The sequence below is a fragment of the Lentzea sp. NEAU-D7 genome (genome assembly GCF_026242055.1).
Lineage (GTDB): Bacteria > Actinomycetota > Actinomycetes > Mycobacteriales > Pseudonocardiaceae > Lentzea.
On the sequence record NZ_JAPJDL010000003.1, the window covers coordinates 505,934 to 523,503 of the forward strand.

General features: G+C 68.5%; 19 protein-coding genes and 1 tRNA gene. 11 read left to right on the plus strand and 9 right to left on the minus strand.

The features are described from left to right. Window positions 1-27: 27 nt before the first annotated feature. The gene (locus ORI60_RS09365; protein WP_266036385.1) at window positions 28-1,281 is read right to left on the minus strand and encodes a DUF3662 and FHA domain-containing protein; all 1,254 of its coding nucleotides are present in this window, start codon (window positions 1,279-1,281) and stop codon (window positions 28-30) included. 127 nt (window positions 1,282-1,408) lie between these two features. Between ORI60_RS09365 and ORI60_RS09370 the strand changes: the two genes are divergently transcribed. The 4 genes from ORI60_RS09370 (at window position 1,409) to ORI60_RS09385 (ending at window position 3,996) form a co-directional block, all read left to right on the plus strand. Next, window positions 1,409-1,491 (plus strand) — tRNA-Leu (locus ORI60_RS09370). Between the two features lie 115 nt (window positions 1,492-1,606). Continuing rightward, window positions 1,607-2,392, plus strand: a complete 786-nt coding sequence (locus ORI60_RS09375) for an NADP-dependent oxidoreductase (protein ID WP_266036387.1) — start codon at window positions 1,607-1,609, stop codon at window positions 2,390-2,392. A 315-nt stretch (window positions 2,393-2,707) separates the two neighbouring features. Beyond that, window positions 2,708-3,325 carry a hypothetical protein gene (locus tag ORI60_RS09380; protein WP_266036389.1) on the plus strand — a complete coding sequence of 206 codons (618 nt, stop codon included), beginning with the start codon at window positions 2,708-2,710 and terminating at the stop codon, window positions 3,323-3,325. 14 nt (window positions 3,326-3,339) lie between these two features. Continuing rightward, window positions 3,340-3,996 carry an NAD(P)H-binding protein gene (locus ORI60_RS09385; protein WP_266036391.1) on the plus strand — a complete coding sequence of 219 codons (657 nt, stop codon included), beginning with the start codon at window positions 3,340-3,342 and terminating at the stop codon, window positions 3,994-3,996. Between the two features lie 159 nt (window positions 3,997-4,155). Here ORI60_RS09385 and ORI60_RS09390 read toward each other — a convergent pair whose 3' ends face one another. Next, window positions 4,156-5,436 (minus strand): D-arabinono-1,4-lactone oxidase, encoded by a 1,281-nt coding sequence (locus ORI60_RS09390; RefSeq protein WP_266036393.1) that lies wholly within the window; start codon window positions 5,434-5,436, stop codon window positions 4,156-4,158. 86 nt (window positions 5,437-5,522) lie between these two features. Between ORI60_RS09390 and ORI60_RS09395 the strand changes: the two genes are divergently transcribed. Next, entirely contained in the window at window positions 5,523-6,704 is a 1,182-nt protein-coding gene (locus ORI60_RS09395; RefSeq protein WP_266036395.1) for an amino acid deaminase/aldolase, read from the plus strand. On the opposite strand, the gene ORI60_RS09400 is transcribed toward ORI60_RS09395, so the two are convergent. Continuing rightward, window positions 6,701-7,315 carry a TetR/AcrR family transcriptional regulator gene (locus ORI60_RS09400; protein ID WP_266036396.1) on the minus strand — a complete coding sequence of 205 codons (615 nt, stop codon included), beginning with the start codon at window positions 7,313-7,315 and terminating at the stop codon, window positions 6,701-6,703. The genes ORI60_RS09395 and ORI60_RS09400 overlap by 4 nt on opposite strands. A 113-nt stretch (window positions 7,316-7,428) precedes the next feature. On the opposite strand from ORI60_RS09400, the gene ORI60_RS09405 reads away from it, so the two are divergent. Genes ORI60_RS09405 through ORI60_RS09415 form a run of 3 tightly spaced genes read left to right on the plus strand, consistent with a single transcriptional unit; the run spans window position 7,429 to window position 10,656 of the window. Continuing rightward, on the plus strand, window positions 7,429-8,676 hold the full coding sequence (locus ORI60_RS09405) for a GH1 family beta-glucosidase (protein WP_266036398.1): 1,248 nt from the start codon (window positions 7,429-7,431) through the stop codon (window positions 8,674-8,676). Between the two features lie 40 nt (window positions 8,677-8,716). Continuing rightward, on the plus strand, window positions 8,717-9,877 hold the full coding sequence (locus ORI60_RS09410; RefSeq protein ID WP_266036598.1) for an MFS transporter: 1,161 nt from the start codon (window positions 8,717-8,719) through the stop codon (window positions 9,875-9,877). Beyond that, window positions 9,877-10,656, plus strand: a complete 780-nt coding sequence (locus ORI60_RS09415; RefSeq protein ID WP_266036400.1) for an SDR family NAD(P)-dependent oxidoreductase — start codon at window positions 9,877-9,879, stop codon at window positions 10,654-10,656. Before ORI60_RS09410 ends, ORI60_RS09415 begins: the two co-directional genes overlap by 1 nt. A 246-nt stretch (window positions 10,657-10,902) precedes the next feature. Here the strand turns inward: ORI60_RS09415 and ORI60_RS09420 are convergent, their stop codons facing one another. Together ORI60_RS09420 and ORI60_RS09425 are read right to left on the minus strand one after the other, a co-directional pair. Next, a complete protein-coding gene (locus ORI60_RS09420; RefSeq protein WP_030480258.1) occupies window positions 10,903-11,262 on the minus strand; it encodes a hypothetical protein in 360 nt (119 codons plus the stop codon). Window positions 11,263-11,275: 13 nt separating this feature from the next. Continuing rightward, the gene (locus tag ORI60_RS09425; protein WP_093595003.1) at window positions 11,276-11,566 is read right to left on the minus strand and encodes a hypothetical protein; all 291 of its coding nucleotides are present in this window, start codon (window positions 11,564-11,566) and stop codon (window positions 11,276-11,278) included. 191 nt (window positions 11,567-11,757) lie between these two features. Between ORI60_RS09425 and ORI60_RS09430 the strand changes: the two genes are divergently transcribed. After that, window positions 11,758-13,140 carry a helix-turn-helix domain-containing protein gene (locus ORI60_RS09430; protein WP_266036404.1) on the plus strand — a complete coding sequence of 461 codons (1,383 nt, stop codon included), beginning with the start codon at window positions 11,758-11,760 and terminating at the stop codon, window positions 13,138-13,140. A 153-nt stretch (window positions 13,141-13,293) separates the two neighbouring features. Continuing rightward, on the plus strand, window positions 13,294-13,575 hold the full coding sequence (locus ORI60_RS09435; RefSeq protein ID WP_086664898.1) for a hypothetical protein: 282 nt from the start codon (window positions 13,294-13,296) through the stop codon (window positions 13,573-13,575). Window positions 13,576-13,666: 91 nt separating this feature from the next. Here the strand turns inward: ORI60_RS09435 and ORI60_RS09440 are convergent, their stop codons facing one another. Next, window positions 13,667-14,386 (minus strand): SDR family oxidoreductase, encoded by a 720-nt coding sequence (locus ORI60_RS09440; protein ID WP_266036408.1) that lies wholly within the window; start codon window positions 14,384-14,386, stop codon window positions 13,667-13,669. Window positions 14,387-14,473: 87 nt separating this feature from the next. Between ORI60_RS09440 and ORI60_RS09445 the strand changes: the two genes are divergently transcribed. Continuing rightward, window positions 14,474-15,307, plus strand: coding sequence for a LysR family transcriptional regulator (locus ORI60_RS09445; protein WP_266036410.1), 834 nt, complete (start codon window positions 14,474-14,476; stop codon window positions 15,305-15,307). On the opposite strand, the gene ORI60_RS09450 is transcribed toward ORI60_RS09445, so the two are convergent. From ORI60_RS09450 to ORI60_RS09460, 3 genes are read right to left on the minus strand one after another with little or no spacing between them, the layout of a single operon-like run. Next, entirely contained in the window at window positions 15,300-16,319 is a 1,020-nt protein-coding gene (locus tag ORI60_RS09450; protein ID WP_266036411.1) for a copper resistance D family protein, read from the minus strand. The genes ORI60_RS09445 and ORI60_RS09450 overlap by 8 nt on opposite strands. After that, a complete protein-coding gene (locus tag ORI60_RS09455) occupies window positions 16,316-16,843 on the minus strand; it encodes a copper resistance CopC family protein (protein WP_266036413.1) in 528 nt (175 codons plus the stop codon). The genes ORI60_RS09450 and ORI60_RS09455 overlap by 4 nt, the downstream gene beginning before the upstream one ends. Further along, window positions 16,840-17,562, minus strand: a complete 723-nt coding sequence (locus ORI60_RS09460; protein ID WP_323055891.1) for a YcnI family protein — start codon at window positions 17,560-17,562, stop codon at window positions 16,840-16,842. Before ORI60_RS09460 ends, ORI60_RS09455 begins: the two co-directional genes overlap by 4 nt. Window positions 17,563-17,570 lie beyond the last annotated feature (8 nt).

Here is a 17,570-nt window from a genome sequence, read left to right on the forward strand (position 1 = left end):
GTTGCATACCCGACGCTCGTGCCGACCTCAGCCCGCGGTGCGGAAGACCAGTGACGAGTGGCCGATGCGGACGACGTCGCCCTCCGCGAGCTGCCAAGTCTGCACTGGCGTGCCGTTCACCGTGGTGCCGTTTGTCGAACCGAGATCAGCGAGCATCGCATTCTGCCCGTCCCAGGAGATTTCCAGGTGGCGCCTGGAGACTCCGGTGTCCGGGAGGCGGAAGTCGGCTTCCTGCCCACGACCTACGACGTTTCCACCCTGCTTCAGGTTGTACGTCCGGTTGGATCCGTCGTCGAGGTGCAGCGTCGCGTTGAGCTGACGGTTCGCGCCCTGGGTGGCCGGCGGGGCGTATCCGCCCTGGTTGTAGCCCTGGTCGTACCCGCCGGGCTGGCCGTAGCCCTGCGGCTGGCCGTAACCCTGGTCATAGCCGCCTGCCGGCTGCTGGCCGTAACCCTGGTCGTAACCGCCGGCCGGCTGGCCGCCGCCGTAACCCTGGTCGTAGCCCTGCTGGCCGTAGCCCTGCTGCTGGCCGTAACCCTGGTCCTGGCCGTAGCCCTGCTGCTGGCCGCCGCCGTAACCCTGGTCGTAGCCCTGCGGCTGGCCGTAACCCTGGTCGTAGCCGCCTGCGGGCTGCTGGCCGTAGCCCTGGTCGTAGCCGCCAGGCTGGCCGTAGCCCTGCTGGCCGTACGCCGGGTCCTGTCCTTGCTGGCCGTAACCCTGCTGCTGGCCATAACCCTGCTGGTCATAGCCCTGCTGCTGGTCGTAGCCCTGCTGGCCGTAGCCGCCCTGACCATAAGGGTCCTGGCCGGGCTGGCCCTGTCCTTGTCCGTAGCCGGGTGGCTGGCTCATGGATCGGTCTCCTGCGGTGCGAGGTGGTGCTGACCGTCGGCTGGCCGCTTTCACGTCGGGGTCGACGGACGAGCTGGTTCGGAACTGTCCGGTGTGCAGCGCCTCGGAGCGCTCCAGGGAGACTACGACGTCACCATAGGTATCCCATCCGGACTCGGCCAGGTGCTCTCGCAGGCCCTCTGCGAGAAGCTGTGTGATGCGTAGTTCATCCTGCTCGTCGCCCGCAAGACGTTCGTGGTCCTGAGGCCCGAGCAGCACCTTGTAGTGGTTGGGGGCTAGCAGTCTGCCACCCGCGAGCTCGCGGATGTTGCTGTCACCCTCCCGATGCAGTGCCTGTGCCACCTCTTGGGGCACGACGCTGCCGCCGAACACGCGCGCGAAGGTGTTGCCGACGAGACCTTCGAGCTTGCGCTCGAAGCGTTGCAGGCCCATGTCGACTCCTTCCGTTCGGTCCGCTCGGCCCGGGCTCCTGCACCGATCGTATCCGGGTGCGACCAGGCCTACAGGGGGCGATTAGGAACCTGGTTTGGACGCGTGCTAGTGTTTCCAACGTCTCCAGGGGCAAGTGGCGGAATGGCAGACGCGCACGGTTCAGGTCCGTGTGTCCGAAAGGACGTGGGGGTTCAACTCCCCCCTTGCCCATCGAAAGACAGATGGAACCCCCCTCGCGGAATCGCGAGGGGGGTTCTTTCGTTGATCGGCTGTATCGGATTCCTTGATCCAACAGGTGATGTCTGTCACTCGTTCGGGGGGCGCCATGTGGGCGATAGCGGCTGCCGACTTCGGCGCGGAACTCGAACTCGTCGAGCTTCCCGCGCCCACGCCAGAGCCAGGTCAGCTCCTGGTGCGGCTGCTCGCGGCGAGTGTCAACCCGTTCGACCGCAAAGTGGTGGACGGGATGCTTCGCGATTCCGCTCCCCACCGCTTCCCGCTCGTTCCCGGAACTGATGGTGCGGGTGTGGTGGAAGGTTCCGGAGAGAGGATTTTCGGCACCTTCTTCCGCCGTCCAGTCGGCGGCGGAACATACGCCGAGTACGTCACAGTTCCGTCCACGAACGCGTTGGCGCCGTTGCCCGAAGACGTGGATCCCGCCGTCGCCGCCGCATTGCCGACCGCGGGTATGACGGCTTTGCAGTTGGTCGAGTCGCTCGGCACCGCGGAATCCGTGCTGATCGTCGGTGCTTCGGGCGGTGTCGGGTCGTTCGCCGTCCAGATCGCGCGTGCGGCCGGCAAGCGGGTCGTCCCGATCGGGCGCGGCGACTCCCCGGTCGAGGCCGACGCGCTCATCGACCTCGTGAGCACCGACCGTTCGTCGTTCGAGGCGAACGCGCGCTACGCGCCGCTGGCCTTCAACACCAACTACGTCTCCGCTGATCCCGCGCAGAACTTCGGCTTGAAGGGGTCACGGGAACTGCTGGAGCGACTGGTGTCCATGGTGCGGTCGGGTGATCTGGAAGTGCCGATCGCGCGGCGTGTGCCGTTGCGCGAGGCGACCGGTGTTTTCGCAGGTCACGGCCCCGGCAAGACCGTGATCATCATGTAGGTGGTCGTTCTGGCGCGGTGAACGGTCGGCGGGCGGTGACCGGTGCCGCTGACCGGCTTTTTGCCGCCACGCCTGGCGCACACACCCTGAGCAGCTCTTTTGGTGCGTCCATCCGGATTAACGTCACCCAGACGGCAGCACAGCAGGACCGAATTCCCCTCGCCACTCCTCGACCGGTCACCGACCGGTCGGCGCCGTCGATCGCAGGGGGTCCTGTGACCTGGGGGCGGGCCGCGCGCTTCCTGCTAATTCTTATCCAGAGCACGAGTCGAAACGCGGCGGATCTCCCGCCGCGGGTGACGAGGAGGCACTGGCGTGAGCAGCACCCCAGCAAGGATCGCGGCACTCGACAGCTCGAACGGTCTGTCGACCACCCCGGTCCCGGTTCCGGAACTGCCCGCGTCCGTCGAGGAGTTGGCAGCCGCTGCGGCGATCCGCCTCGGCTGGCACGGCGTGGTTCTCCCCGAAATGGTCCTGATGGGCCGCAAGGTCGTCGTCGTGGCCGAGCTCCTGGCCGACGCCCACGCCGAGCGCGTGTGCGTGGGTGCGGGCCCCGAGGCCGACAAGACCACCGTCTCCACGTGGGTGTGGCCGGAGATGGAAGGCCGCGTTCCCCCCGCCGCGGTGCGGATCGTCGGCGTCCTGGCGGTCGCCCGCCACTGGAGGACGGCTCTCGCTTCCTCGGTTCCCTTCGCCCGCTACGGCAACGCCGCTGTCGTCCTGCCCGAGTCGGTCGCCTTCTCGCACGACTACCTCGCGAACTGCCTGCCGCGCGTGCGCCGCTACGGCGTCTCGGTGCTGCTGGCCGACGACGAGAAGGACCTCTCGGTCGACGTGTCCGGCCGCCAGGAGAACGTGCCCTCCGAGGACACCGCCATCACGCGCTGGGTCAACGAGCTGGTCTACGAGCAGGTGCTGGCCACCGCTTCCTGATCTACGGTCGGGCCATGCGAGTAGTCATAGCCGGCGGACACGGGCAGATCGCGCTGCTTCTCGAGCAGCTGCTGGCCACCCGAGGAGACGCCGCCACAGCGCTGGTCCGCAACCCCGATCACTTCACCGATGTGCAGGAAGCCGGAGCCGTTCCGGTGTTGTGCGACCTGGAGTCCGCTGATCTGGACTCGGTCGCCGCGTATTTGAACGGTGCTGATGCGGCCGTGTTCGCCGCTGGTGCCGGCGCCGGATCTGGTGCCGCCCGCAAGGACACCGTGGACTACGGGGCCGCTGCGCTCTTCGCCTCTGCCTGCGTCGAGGCCGGGGTGCGGCGGTTCCTGCAGGTCTCCACCGTCGGCATCGAGTCCGCGGACTCGCCGTCGGTGGATCCGGAGTTCGCCGTGTACCTGAAGGCCAAGAAGCTGGCCGAGGACGACCTGAAGCCGCGTGATCTCGACTGGACGATCCTGCGGCCGGGGCCTCTGGTGAACGACGCGCCGACCGGGCTGGTCACGCTGGCCGAGCCCCGGTTGCCGCGGGCGTCCGTCACCCGCGCGGACGTCGCCGCCGTGCTGGCCGAACTGCTCAACGCGCCCAACACGATCGGCAAGACGCTGGAAGTGGTGAACGGCGAGACGCCGGTCGCCGACGCCGTTCGCGTGATTCTTTAGTGGTGTGGCTCGGAAGGTTGCCGGGGGAATTCGCGGTCAGACGGGTGCATCGTGGTGCCGCCCCCACGTCCTCATACTGGATGTATGGGGGCGTGGGGGCGGTGCCGCGAGGCGCCCTGCTGAGCGTGGATTACCTCGCCAACGTTCCGAGTCGCGCCACTAACCGAGGACGCGGTCCAGGTAGGGGTTGGTGAACGTCCTGCCTGGATCGACCTCGTCGCGCACCCGCAGGAAGTCGTCGAAGTGCGGGTACAGCGGGCGGAGCTCCGTCGCGGTCAGGTCGTGCATCTTGCCCCAGTGCGGGCGGCCGCCGACCGACGCGGCGATGCTCGCGTAAGCGTCGAAGAAGGCCTTGTACTGCATGCCGAGTGCTTGGTGCATCGAGATGTACGCGGTGTCGCGGCCGTTCGCCGTGGACAGCCAGATGTCGTCGGCCTGGGCGACGCGCACCTCGCACGGGACGATGAGGTGGTCGCGCTCTCCCAGCCTGGCGGCCACGGCCCGGAGCTCGCCGATCACGTCCATCAGGGTCTCGCGGGGGATCGAGAACTCGGTCTCCACGAACCGCACGCGCCTGGGCGTCACGAAGACGTTGTGCGAGTAGTCCGAATAGGACCGCTCGGAGATCAGCGAGCCGCAGAGTTCGTTGAGGCGCCTGGTGTAGCGGGGGAAGGTCCTGGCGACCTTGGTGACGGCGCCGAACGCGGCGTTCTCCATGACCTCGTACTCCCAGGCCTGGCGGAGCTTGGAGAGCGGGCGCGCCGGCTCGGTGATCCTGTTGTTGCGCTTGAGGATCACGCGGTCGGAGTGGGTGAACCAGTGGAACTCGACGTGGTCCTCGACGGCGCAGAGGTCGTCGAACTGCTCCAGCACGGCGTCGAGCCGGCCGGGGGACTCCTGGGCCTGCAGCACGAAGGACGGCACGCAGCGCAGGGTCAGGGTGCTGATGACGCCGAGGGCGCCCAGGCCCACGCGTGCCGCGTTGAAGAGGTCCGGGCGTTCGGTCCGCGAGCAGGTGACCACGGAGCCGTCGGCGAGGACCAGTTCCAGCGCCTCGATGGCGGTGGCCAGGACGCCGAGCTTCGCACCGGTGCCGTGGGTCGAGGTCGAGACCGCGCCGGCGACGGTCTGGGCGTCGATGTCGCCCAGGTTCGGCATCGCGAGGCCCAGGCGGTGGAGGTCCGCGTTGAAGACGCGCAGGGGAGTGCCGGAACGGACGGTGACCAGACCGGTTTCCGCGTCCGCGCGTACGATCCCGGTCCATCGGTCTAGGTCGAGAGCGGTTTCCGGGGCTACGGCGATGTCGTTGAACGAGTGGCCGCTGCCTCGAGCCCGGACTCGGCCACCGGAGAGGACGGCCGCGGCGATCTCGTCCGTGCTGGACGGGTGGACGACGCGCGCAGGCGTGCACGAAGCCGTTTTAGCCCAGTTCGTCCACACGCGAACCTCCACGAGAGAGTGTGACCTGCGAGTAACGTAAGTGAAAGCTCTTCACGTTTCAAGGGTTCAGGACGTACCGTCAGTACATGCGCAGAACTCGACTCGATGCCGCGACGAAGGACCTGGATCCTCCGTTCGCGATCGTCGACCTGGACGCCTTCGACCACAACGCGGCGGACCTCGCCCGTCGCGCTGCCGGTCATCCGATCCGGGTCGCGAGCAAGTCGATCCGGGTGCGCGAACTGGTGAGCCGGGCGCTCGAACGGCCCGGTTACGCCGGCGTCATGTGCTACTCGCTGGCCGAGGCGTTGTGGCTGTCGGAGCAGAACGTCAGCGAGGACCTGCTCGTCGCCTACCCGACCGCCGACCGCGCCTCGTTGCAGAAGCTCGCGGCCAACGAGACCGCACGCCAGCGCGTCACCATCATGGTCGACTCCACCGAGCACCTCGACTTCGTGGACGCGGCGATCGGACCGCACGCCGACATCCGGGTCTGCCTGGAGCTCGACGTCTCGTGGCGGCCGCTGCCCGGTGTGCACATCGGACCGCGCCGTTCGTCGATCCACACGCCGCAGCAGGCCAAGGCGCTCGCCGCGAAGATCGTGCAGCGGCAGGGCTTCACGCTGGTCGGCGTCATGGCCTACGAGGGTCAGATCGCCGGCCTGGGGGACAACCCGCCCGGTCAGCCGCTTCGCGCGATCGGGATCCGGCTCATCCAGAGCAGGTCCGGGCCTGAGCTGATCCAGCGCCGCACGGCCGTGGTCGCCGCGGTCCGGCAGGTCGCCGACCTGGAGTTCGTCAACGGTGGCGGCACGGGGAGCCTGGAGCTCACCGGGTCCGACCCGTCGGTCACCGAGCTCGCGGCGGGGTCCGGGCTCTTCGGGCCGACGCTGTTCGACGGCTACCAGGCGTTCAAGCCGGAGCCGGCGGCGCTGTTCGCGTTGTCCGTGGTGCGCAAGCCGACCAAGCGGGTGGCCACGCTGTTCGCCGGCGGCTACATCGCCTCCGGCACGCCCACGCCCGACCGCCAGCCGTCGCCGTACCTGCCGGACGGGCTGAAGACGCTCGGGCTCGAAGGCGCGGGCGAGGTGCAGACGCCGGTCACCGGCAAGGCGGCGGAGCAGCTGCGGATCGGCGACCGCGTCTGGATGCGGCACGCCAAGGCGGGTGAGCTGTTCGAGCGGTTCGACGAGGTGCACCTGGTGCACGGTGACCTCATCGAGCGCACCGTGCCCACGTACCGCGGTGAGCGCAGGAACTTCGGTTAGGCGGGCAGGCGCGACGACAGGTAGCCCCTGACCAGAGCCTTCGCCTCGATCAAGATCGCCTGATCGCCCGTCGGGTTGTTGCGGAACGCCATCTTCAGCACGGCGTCGGCGGCCTCGACGGCGATCGCGATCGGCAGGCCGACCTCGGCCATCGGGATGGCGAACTTGCCGGAGATCAGCTCCGAGATCTTGTCGGAGATGACGGCGTTGTTGTCGCGGCGGTCGTCGAGCAGGCGCATGTCCACGACGTCACCGAAGTGCAGCTTCCCGAACGCGGGGATCTCGCGGTGCATCATCACGTAGACGTCGAACACCGTGTCCACGGCGTCCCACCAGTGCTCGAGCGTCGCCTGCTCGAGCCGTTCGGTGATGCCCTGGGAGAACTTGTCGACGTTGCGCAGCGTCAGCGCCTGCACGACGGCTCTCTTGTCGGGGAAGAACTGGTAGAGCGAGCCGACCGCGACGCCCGCTCTCTCCGCGATCAACGTCGTGGTGACGCCGTCGTAGCCCACCTCGTCGATCAGGGTGGCGCAGGCTTCGAGCATCCGCTCGACTCTCTTGGCGCTGCGCTGCTGGACGGGCTGGCGGCGAAGCGGGGTGGTGCTCGTCACGGCGACTCCCAGTAGTTCGGGTACTTCACATCTTGCCTGTTGTACGGCTCTTTCACTTCCCTGAACCTGTCAACACGCCTACGATCCGAACAAGTTTCACATTTGGAGGATCGATGAGCGACTTCCTTTGGGGAGTGTCGACGTCCGCGTTCCAGATCGAGGGCGCGTTCGGCGCTGGCGGCCGCGGCCCCTCCGTGTGGGACGAGTTCTCCCCTGTACACGAGAACCAGAACGCTTCCGTTGCGTGCGACCACTACCACCGGTGGCGCGAGGACGTTGCGCTCATGACGCAGCTCGGCGTGAACGCGTATCGGTTCTCGATCGCGTGGCCGCGCATCCAGCCGTCCGGCAAAGGACCTGTCAACGCCGAGGGCCTCGACTTCTACGACCGTCTGGTCGACGCGCTCGTCGACGTCGGTATCGCCCCCGTGGTGACGTTGTACCACTGGGACACACCGCTGGCGCTGGAAGCCGAGGGCGGCTGGCTGAACCGGGACATCGCCGACCGGTTCGCCGAGTACACCGCGCTGGTCGCGGACCGGCTCGCCGACCGCGTGCAGATGTGGATCCCGATCAACGAGCCCGCGATGGTGATGTTGCAGGGCTACGCGATCGGTGAGCACGCTCCCGGCAAGACGTTGCTCTTCGACGCGATGCCGACCGCCCACCACCTGAACCTCGCTCACGGCCGTGCGGTCGAAGTGCTCCGTTCGTACGACGCGCAAGCGGTTGGCACGGCGAACAACCACACTCCCGCGTGGCCCGTTGGACCGAACGACGTAGCAGCCGCCGAGGCCTACAGCGAAATCCACAACTGGATCTACGCGGACCCCGTGCTGTCGGGCCGATATCCCGACGCAGTCGCCGAGCTTCTGCCTATCGCCGATGGTGACCTGGCCACGATCCACCAGCCGCTCGACTTCTACGGCGTGAACTACTACAACCCGACGCGGCTCAAGGCGCCGTCGGACGGCAACCCGCTGCCGTTCGAACTGGTGGAGATCGACGAGTACGAGCGCACGGCGTTCGGCTGGCCGATCGTGCCGGCCGGGCTCACCGAGATGATCGGCGCGCTGCGCGAGCGGCATCCGAACCTGCCGCCGGTGTACGTCACCGAGAGCGGCTGCAGCTTCCCCGAAGGGATCAACGACGCCGAGCGGATCTCCTACCTCGACGGACACCTCAAGGCCGCGCAGGCAGCGGACGTCGCCGGGTACTTCGTGTGGTCGCTGCTCGACAACTTCGAGTGGGAGGCCGGGTACTCGCAGCGGTTCGGCCTGGTCCAGGTCGACTACGAGACGCAGACCCGCACGCCGCGCGACTCGTTCCACTGGTACAGAAAGGTGATCAGCGGTGAGTGAAGCCCTCGCCGAGCCGGTGGTGCGGGTTCGCCGCGGCTGGATGGCCTGGCTGTTCTGCGCGAACCTCGGGTTGTGGCTGGCGGTCTACGCGCCGATCCAGGTCCTGCTGCCGCAACAGGCCGAGATGCTGGACAAGGCCGACAAGGAGCTGGTCTTCGGCATCGTCACCGGGTTCGGCGGCCTGGTGTCGTTGCTCGTCGTGCCGTTGATCGGCTTCCTGTCCGACCGCACGACCTCGCGGTTCGGCCGTCGCCACCCGTGGACGCTGGCCGGCGCCGTCATCGGTGCGTTCGGCCTCGCCGTGCTGGCCAACGCGCCGTCGGTCGTCGTGATGACCATCGGCTGGTGCCTCGTGCAGGCCGGTATCGGCGGCATGCTCGCCGCGCTGACCTCGGCCGTGCCGGACCGGGTGCCCGTCGAGCAACGCGCCCAGGTCGGCGGGCTGATCGGGATCAGCCAGATGCTCGGCACGGTGCTGGGCGCGGTCGTGGTGACCCTGCTGGTCAGCGGGCTGACCGCGGGTTACCTGGCGTGCGCGGTCATCGTGCTGGTCGGCGCGGTCTTCTTCGTGCTGCGCACGCCGGACACGCAGCTCGTCGTGAAGCCGGTCAGGCCGACGTTCTGGATCTCGCCCAGGCAGAACCCCGACTTCGCTTGGGCGTGGGGTGGTCACCTGATGATCAACCTCGGCAACGCGTTCGGGACGCTCTACCTCCTCTACTTCCTCGGCGACGTGGTCCGCCACGAGTCACCCGAGGACGGGCTGCTGGTGCTCATGGCGCTCTACGGGGTGGCGCTCGCCGCAGGAGCGGTGCTGTTCGGCGCACGGAGTGATCGTTCCGGGCGTCGCAAGCCGTACGTGTACGGCGCCGCGGCCGTGATGGCGCTGGCGGCGTTGATCCTGGTGATCTGGCCGACCTGGACCGCCGTCCTGATCGCCTCCCCGCTGCTCGGCGTCGGCTTCGGCACGTACTGGGCCGTCGCGATCGCGCTGCTCACGCAGGTGCTGCCGGCCGCGTCCGACCGGGCCAAGGACCTGGGTGTGCTCAACGTGGCCAACGCGTTGCCGCAGGTCATCGCCCCCTTGCTGACGGCGTTGATCCTGGCCAACCTTGGTGGTTACCGCGGTCTGTTCGCGGTCTCCGCGCTGGCGACGACGCTGGCGGCGGTGTTGATGAGTCGAGTGCGATCGGTGGTCTGATGCAGGTCGAGGGCAAGAAGGTTCTGGTCACGGGGGCGTCCCAGGGGATCGGCGCCGAGGCGGCGTTCCGGTTCGCGGCCCACGGCGCACACGTCCACCTTGTGGCCCGGAGCGCCGAACTGCTCGATCTGCAGGTCAAACGGATCAAGGAGTTCGGCGGCTCGGCGACCGCTCATCAGGCGGACCTCGCGGACGCCGAGCAGATCCGCGCACTCGCACAGGACGTGCCGGCCCCCGACGTGCTGGTCAACAACGCGGGTGTCGGGCGCTGGTTGTTCCTCGACGACACGTCGTCCGACGAGCTGGTCACGATGACCGCTGTGCCTTACATGGCGGCGTTGTTGCTGACCAGGGAGTACCTCGGCGCCATGCGGTCGCGCGGTTCCGGCTGGATCGTCAACGTGAACTCGCCGGTGTCGCGGTTGCCGATTCCCGGCTGCGTGGGCTACCAGTCGGCGCGGTGGGCCTTGCGCGGGCTGACCGCGTCGTTGCGCCTCGACCTGAGGGGAACCGGTGTCGGTGTCAGCGAAGTGGTGCCCGGCAAGGTCTCCAGCGAGTACTTCAACAACAACCCCGGCGCCGAGGAGCGGATCCCGGCGATCGCCCGGATGATCCCGACCGTCACGCCGCAGCAGTGCGCGAAGGCGATCGTGGACGCCGTGGAGAAGGAACGCGCCGAGCACCTGTTCCCGTGGCAGCTCAAGGCGTTCGAGATCTCCGGCCGGCTGTTCCCAGGACTGACGTCGTACCTGACCTGGAAGACCGGAACCCACCGCTAGGAGCGTGAAAACGGCCCTCACCTGCGCGGGAGGTGCAGGCAAGGGCCGTGGTTGGTGACCGCGGACCGGTGACGGTCGGGGAGGGAAGGTGCACGTCACCGGCCCGCGGGAATCTGTGGAGTTGGAAAAGCTGACCGGGGCCCGCGATGTCGCGGTCGGGGGTTCGCACATCGCGGGCCACCGGTCAGTAGGCGGTTTGCAGACCTGGTCGTGTCGGGGGGACGCCAGGTCAGTCGCAAACGCCCGTTAGTGGGCTCGAGCCACCGCGCGGCGGGACCGGGTGACAGGAGGAGTCACCGGGGCCTCGCGCAGGTGGCGAGCCGGGCGCGGGGCGAGTCCGCCCGCGACCAGGTGTTCGTACGCGGCGCGCCACACCGAGCAAGGTGACTTCTGCTGGCGCCAACGGCCGGAACATTCGGGGCAGTTGCCCTTCTCGTCCGGTTCGTGCGCTGCCAGCAGAGCACGCCATCCCTCGGTCAGCCGAGGGAGCTCGGATCGAGCCACCGACAGGAGGGACGGGGCGTCAGCGCGGCTCGCCAGCTCTGTGAGCAGGTCGAGGCGTTCCCACACAGCGTTGCGAAGAACCTGTCCGAGGATCGCGTCCATCGAAACGTCACCGTCACCTTTCCGCCTGGTCGGCGGCTTCGCGTAGCGCAGCCCTGAGCTGTACGAGCTGGTCGTGGGACAAGACTGCCGTCTCACCGGGAGGGCCTACCAGGACCACTTGGCCCTGAACGACCTTCACGGTGAGCTGGCGGTCCCGGTCGACCACGTCGCCGCAGCTGATCTGCCACGTCCGACGTTGCCCGGTCATGCCGCGCCATGTGGAGTCGGTGTCACCCGTCTCCACAATGGAGGTGGAGCCTGAGGAGGAGCTGTCCACTATCAGGTCGTTCCTCTCCGTGCTCACTCGCTTACCGGAGTCCAGATTGCGATGATTCATGCCGGAACGGGACGTCACAGCGCCCACCGGTGGAAGTCTTACGGTGAGCGGTAAGCGGTGTTCGGTAGAGCCGATCAGCTCCGCCGAAGAGGACTTCTCGGGCTCGGGGACCTGCCCCTAGTCTGCCGATGACGCCCAACGGACTGTGAGGGTGCGCGATGAACACCATGAGTTCCCAGGGCTCTCCGATCCCCACCGAGGTGTGGGACCACCAGGAGATGCGGGACGCACTTGCCCGACGAGAGATCAGCTCGGTCTACCGGCTGCTCCGAAGGCACGGCGTGTCCCAGCGCCAGATCGCGGCGCTCACCGGGCAATCGCAGTCCGAGGTCTCGGAGATCCTCAAGGGACGCCAGGTGATGGCGTACGACGTCCTGACGAGGATCGCCGTCGGCTTGGGTGTCCCACGTGGATACATGGGTCTCGCCTATGACGAGACAACGGCAGTACGGGTGGCCGCGACCGCGGACTCACCCCATCCTGAGGAGGACGAGTCGGTGAAGCGTCGGAAGTTCCTCGCGCACGCCGCCGCCGTGACAGTGGGCGCGGCCGTGTTCGGAGCGGACTCCGGGTCGTGGGTTTCACACCCCACACAGACTCCGGCTCCGGGACGCATCGGCATGACCGATGTGCGCCAGGTCGAAGCGGCGACGCGGGCTCTGCGTGCCCTGGACTACCAGTACGGCGGCGGTTCCTGCCGCGACGCGGTGGTCGCCCAGCTGTCCTGGGGACAGCAGATGCTCGGTGCCAGCTCCACGGACATCGTTCGCCAGCGGCTCTTCGTCGCACTGGCGGACCTGCACAACCTCGCCGGCTGGACGTCGTTCGACACCGGCCTGATGGACTCCGCCCGCAACCACTTCGGCCAGGCGCTCGATCTCGCCAAGCAGGGCGAGAACGAGGCGCTGATGGCGAACATCCTGTACCGCATGGGCCGCGTCTACTTGCACCAGAACGCCCCCGACGACGCGCTGAAGGTGTTCCAGCTGGGCCAGCTGGCCGCGCAGAACTCCGGTTCCGAGCTGGCCGTCGGCATCCTGTGCGCCAACGAGGCCTGGGCCTACGCGAAGATGGGTTCCGACGAGCAGGCGCTCAAGCTGCTCGGCCGCGCCCGTGACGAGTTCTCCCGTTCGAACATCGCCGAAGCGCCCGCGTGGGCCCGGTTCTTCAACGAGATCGACCTCTCGTCCATGATCGGCACGGTGCACACGGAGCTCGCGCAGACGGTGGACCCCAAGTACACGAGGACCGCGATCCCCGCGCTGTCCAAGGCGATCAACAACTTCGGCGACGAGTACGCGCGCAGCCGTTCGTTCAACCTGACCTCGATGGCGATCAACCACCTGCTCGAGGGCGACATCGACCACGGCGCCAAGATCGGCCGCCAGGCCGTCGACCTGTCGGAGAGCCTCAAGTCGGTCCGCACCAAGCAGCGCATGGAGCCGCTCCGCCAGGAAGCCGACAAGCGCCGCAACAACCCCGAGGCACGCGAGCTCGCGGACCGCGTCGCCCGGTTCACCGGAGCCGAGTCGGCCGCCTAGAACCCATCTCGTTTGGGTCCTATAGCACCACTTTTGAATGGTGTGGGACACGAACCGGTAACGCCAGGACCTTCGCACACGAATGCAGCATCGACGGGCGAGAAATCCACGCCTAAGGTGCGGCAGGTCGGGGCGAAGGACGAGGTGCGGCGCGTGAGCCTTACTCGGAGGTGGCGTTCCAAGAGAGCGCTGCGGTCCGCGCAGTTGCTCGACGAGGTGGTGGACACCCAGCTGCCGCTGCTGGCGGGCTTCGACGAGGAGCGCCGGCGACGATCCGCCGATTACCTCGCCGAACTCGTGGCGCTGGCCCAGGACTACCGCTACTACGCCAACGGCTGGATCGACAGCCGCGAGCTGGACCGCCGCGGTCAGCGGACGATGAACCGGCTGGCGCGCATGCGGGAAGAATCTTCGGCCCGACTGATCACCGACTAGTCCGTTCGTGCGCAGTTCGTCGCGCCGATCGGACCACTCGTCGAGTCCGGTCGAAGTCGTGGATGTTTCACGTTGAACATTCGGCCCGTTCTCACCAGGGCACGGTCCCGGCGTGGTCGAAGAGTCCGCCGGTCGGACCGTCGTCGGGCAGCGTGGCCAGCCTGACCGCGATCCTCGCGCCGTTCTCCGGCGTCTCGTGTCCCTGGAAACCGTTGAACTCGGTGGCGACGTAGCCGGGACAGGCCCCGTTGACCTTGATGCCGGTGAGTTCCTTGGCGTACTGCACCGTGACGGCGTTCAGGAACGTCTTCGACGGCGTGTAGATCCCGTCGACGTCACCCAGCTCCACGCCCGGTGTGGTCTGCAGGGTCAGTGACGAGAGATGGCTCGACTGGTTGACGACGCGCGGCCGCTCCGACCGTCCCAGCAGCGGCAGCATCGCGTTGGTGACCCTGACGACGCCGATCACGTTGGTCTCCAGCACCTCCCTCAGGCTCTCCGCCGTCGCGGCCGAGGGCGCCGTGGGCCACGGCCCCGCGATCCCCGCGTTGTTCACCAGCACGTCGAGGCGGCCGAACCGCTCGTCGAGCAGTGACACGGCGGAAGCCACGCTCCCGTCGTCGGTCACGTCCAACGGTACGGCGAACGCGTCGACGCCGTTCGCCCGCAGTTTCGCCACCGCTTCCTCACCGCGTTCGCGGTCACGCGACCCGACTCCGACGGTGATCCCCAGCGCGCCGAGGCCTGCCGCGATCTCGTACCCGATGCCCTTGTTCGCGCCGGTGACCAGCGCGATCGTCTGTTCGCTCATGCATTTGATCGTGGTCCTCAACGCCGTCGGGACCAACATCACTTCGGTGCCGCAGCGATACCCGGCCGGTATGGATACCGTGGCGGAGTGGAGACGCGAGAGCTGCGGTACTTCGTCGCGGTGGCCGAGGAGCTGAACTTCGGCCGTGCCGCCGACCGCCTCGGCATCGCCCAGCCGCCGCTGTCGCGGGCGATCGCACAGCTCGAACACCGGCTCGGCGTCGCGCTGCTGACCCGCACCAGTCGCAAGGTCTCGCTCACGGGTGCCGGCGAGGTGCTGCTCGCAGAGGGCAGGGCGATCCTCGGTGCGGTGGCGGCGGCCGAACGGCGAACCCGTGCCGCTGCCGAGGACCAGCCGTCGCTCGTCGTGGCCGCCAAGGCCGGCAGTTCCGGTGAGGTGCTGGCGAAGCTGCTCGACGCGTACGCCAACGAGCCCGGCGCCGTGCCCGTCGACCTGCTGCTGTGCGAGTCGAACCCCCACCTGCCGTTGCTCGACGGACGGGCGGACGTGGCGCTGCTGCACGAGCCGTACGACCCGACGGCAGGCCTCGACGTGGAGGTCCTGGGAGCCGAGGGCCAGGTCGCGGTCGTGCCGTCCGCACACCCGCTGGCCGGCAGGTCCCAGCTGCGCATGGCCGACGTCAGCGCCCTGCCGGACCTCGCGCGCTGGCCCCGCCGGGACGGCACCTACCCGGACGGCTCCGGGGTCGAGGTGCGCAACCTGACCCAGCTGTTCCAGCTGATCGAGCTCGGCCGGGCCGTCGTCGTCCTGCCGGAAGTCGTTCGCAACGGGCTGGCCGAGGGGCTGGTCGCGATTCCGGTCGTCGACGCGCCCCAGGTCACGACGGTGATCGCGTGGCCTCCGCACAGCCGGTCGCGCGCGGTCGCCGACCTGGTCAGGGTCGCGACGGGCTTCAGCTGACCGGAGCGCGGCTCAGGACGACGGCGAGCCCGAAGGCGATGCCCATGATCGTCACTTCCAGCACCGCCCACTGCACGATCGCGGTGACCTTGTGCTGGGAGATCTTCGGCAGCAGCCGCCACCGGACGTGGGCGCCGAGCGCCGCGATCAGCCCGGCGCAGACGACCTTGCCCAGGAACAGCAACCCGTAGCCGGTGGTGAACAGCGACTGCGGGAACGGCACGACCGGGTTGAGGACCAGCTCCAGCAGCCCGTTGAACAGGCCCGTGACCGCGACGACGACCAGGCTGACGGTCGCGAGCTTCGAGAACTTCGGCAGCGCGATCGCCAGCAGTCCCTTGCGGTAGGCGACCAGCGCCATCAACGCGCCGAGCCCGCCCGTCCACGCCGCGGCGCCCAGCACGTGCAGCTCCATGGAGACCATCGAGTAGTCGTGGTACTTCCAGTTGGAGGCGTGGCCGGTCACCGGGATCGGCAGCAGCCCGAACATCGAGACGAGGATCCGCAGCTCAGCGGGCACGGACTCGCCGCTGCGCACGGCCATCACGCCGACGACCAGGTAGACGAACGCGCAGGCCGCGCTGAACAGCAGGCCCTTGCCGGCGCCGACGTTCGCGATGTAGTCGATCGCGTTGCCGATGCTCACGTCGCTGCCCGGCCGCAGCTCGGCGGCCTGCAGGACGATCGCGACCAGAGCGGTGACCACCCAGACGGCGGCGGCGACGACCGCGGCCGGCCGGGCGATGCGCATGACGGGTTCGGTGTGCGTGGGCCGGTCGAAGCCGAGCAGCTTCGGCAGGATCGACAGCCCGACGACGATCGTCGCCGAGACGTCGAGCAGCACCCGTGTGACCGGAAGGCCGTACCGGACCGCCGCCCCGGCGTCGACGACCCCGGCGACCACGACGGGTGGTGCCAGCACGAGGCCGAGCGCGATGCCTCCGAGTGCGCCGGACACGAGTCCGGCGAGCACGCGGTAGTGGGTGGGGGCGGCGGTCCGGACGTCGCTCATGCCTTCGCGCCTCCGCCGCGCAGGGCGAAGAACACGCCACCGCCGAGCAGGACCACGGCGCCGGCGATCCAGACCCAGATGGGCAGACCGTCGCTCGAACCCGAGTCACCGGACGCGGCGTTGCTCGGTGCCGCGCTGGGCGTGCCCGTGCCGTCCTTGGTGAGCGTGAACGACAGCTCACCGGACACGGGGTGCCCGTCCGCGGACAGGATGCGGTAGCCGATCTTGTACTCCCCGGCCTTGCCCAGGGCGTTGACCTTCGCGGACACCGTGGTGTCCTTGATCGTGGGGTCGCCCGCGACCTCGTAGTGGCCGCCGTTCGAGTCGACCACCGAGATCGTGTTGATGCCCTGGCCGCCCTGCACGTCCTGGTCGAACGTCAGCGTGACCGTCGAGGGACCGACCTCCAGCGAGGTCTTGTCCTTCGGGTCGCTGCCGATCAGCGCGTTGTGGGCCGCCGCGGGGGCGGCCGTGACGAGCACGGCCGCACCAGCGAACAGGAACGCGATCAGAGCGCGCTTCATGCCTTGCGCCTCGAACGCAGGATCGCGCCGACACCGAAGCCCAGGCCGAGCGCGCCGACGGCCAGACCGGCGCCACCGAGGTAGCGGGCGGTCTGGTCGGAATTCGTGGACGCGGACGCCTCGTGCGTGTCCGTGCCGTTGGCGGCCGGGGTCGTGCCGTGGCCACCGTGGCCGTCGTGGCCGTCGTCGCCGGCCTTCTTCGGGGCGAGCTTCAGCGCGGGGGCCGGGTGCTCCGGCTCCTTGCCGTCGGCGCCGGGAGCCTGGCTCCAGTCCACGACCTCGCCGTTCTCGTAGGTCTGCTTGGTCGGCAGGAGCAGGGTGTCCTTCTCCGGGAGGGTGCCGAGGGCGACGTAGAACTCCTGGTACTCGTTGATCCCGATCTTCGTGCCGGGCTCCGCGGTCCAGGTGATCGAGGTGAACGCCTCGGTGACCTCCTTGCCGGAGACCGTCACGGGCTTGTCGAGCTTGCCCTTGACGACCTCGGCCTTCCAGCCGGTCAGCGGCCTGGTGCGCACCGACGTGAGCGGCGTGTCCTTCGGCAGCGTCACCTCGATCTTGGTGGTGCCGGCGTTGTCGCGCTCGTTCGGGACGCGGAACGCGAACGTCGCGCGGCCGCCCTGGGTGAACTCCGCGGGCTGGGCGCTGACGTGCGCCGATGCGATGGCCGGGGTGCCGAGGACGGCGATTCCGGCAACGGCGAGGACGGCGAGCGTGCGCACGCCAAATC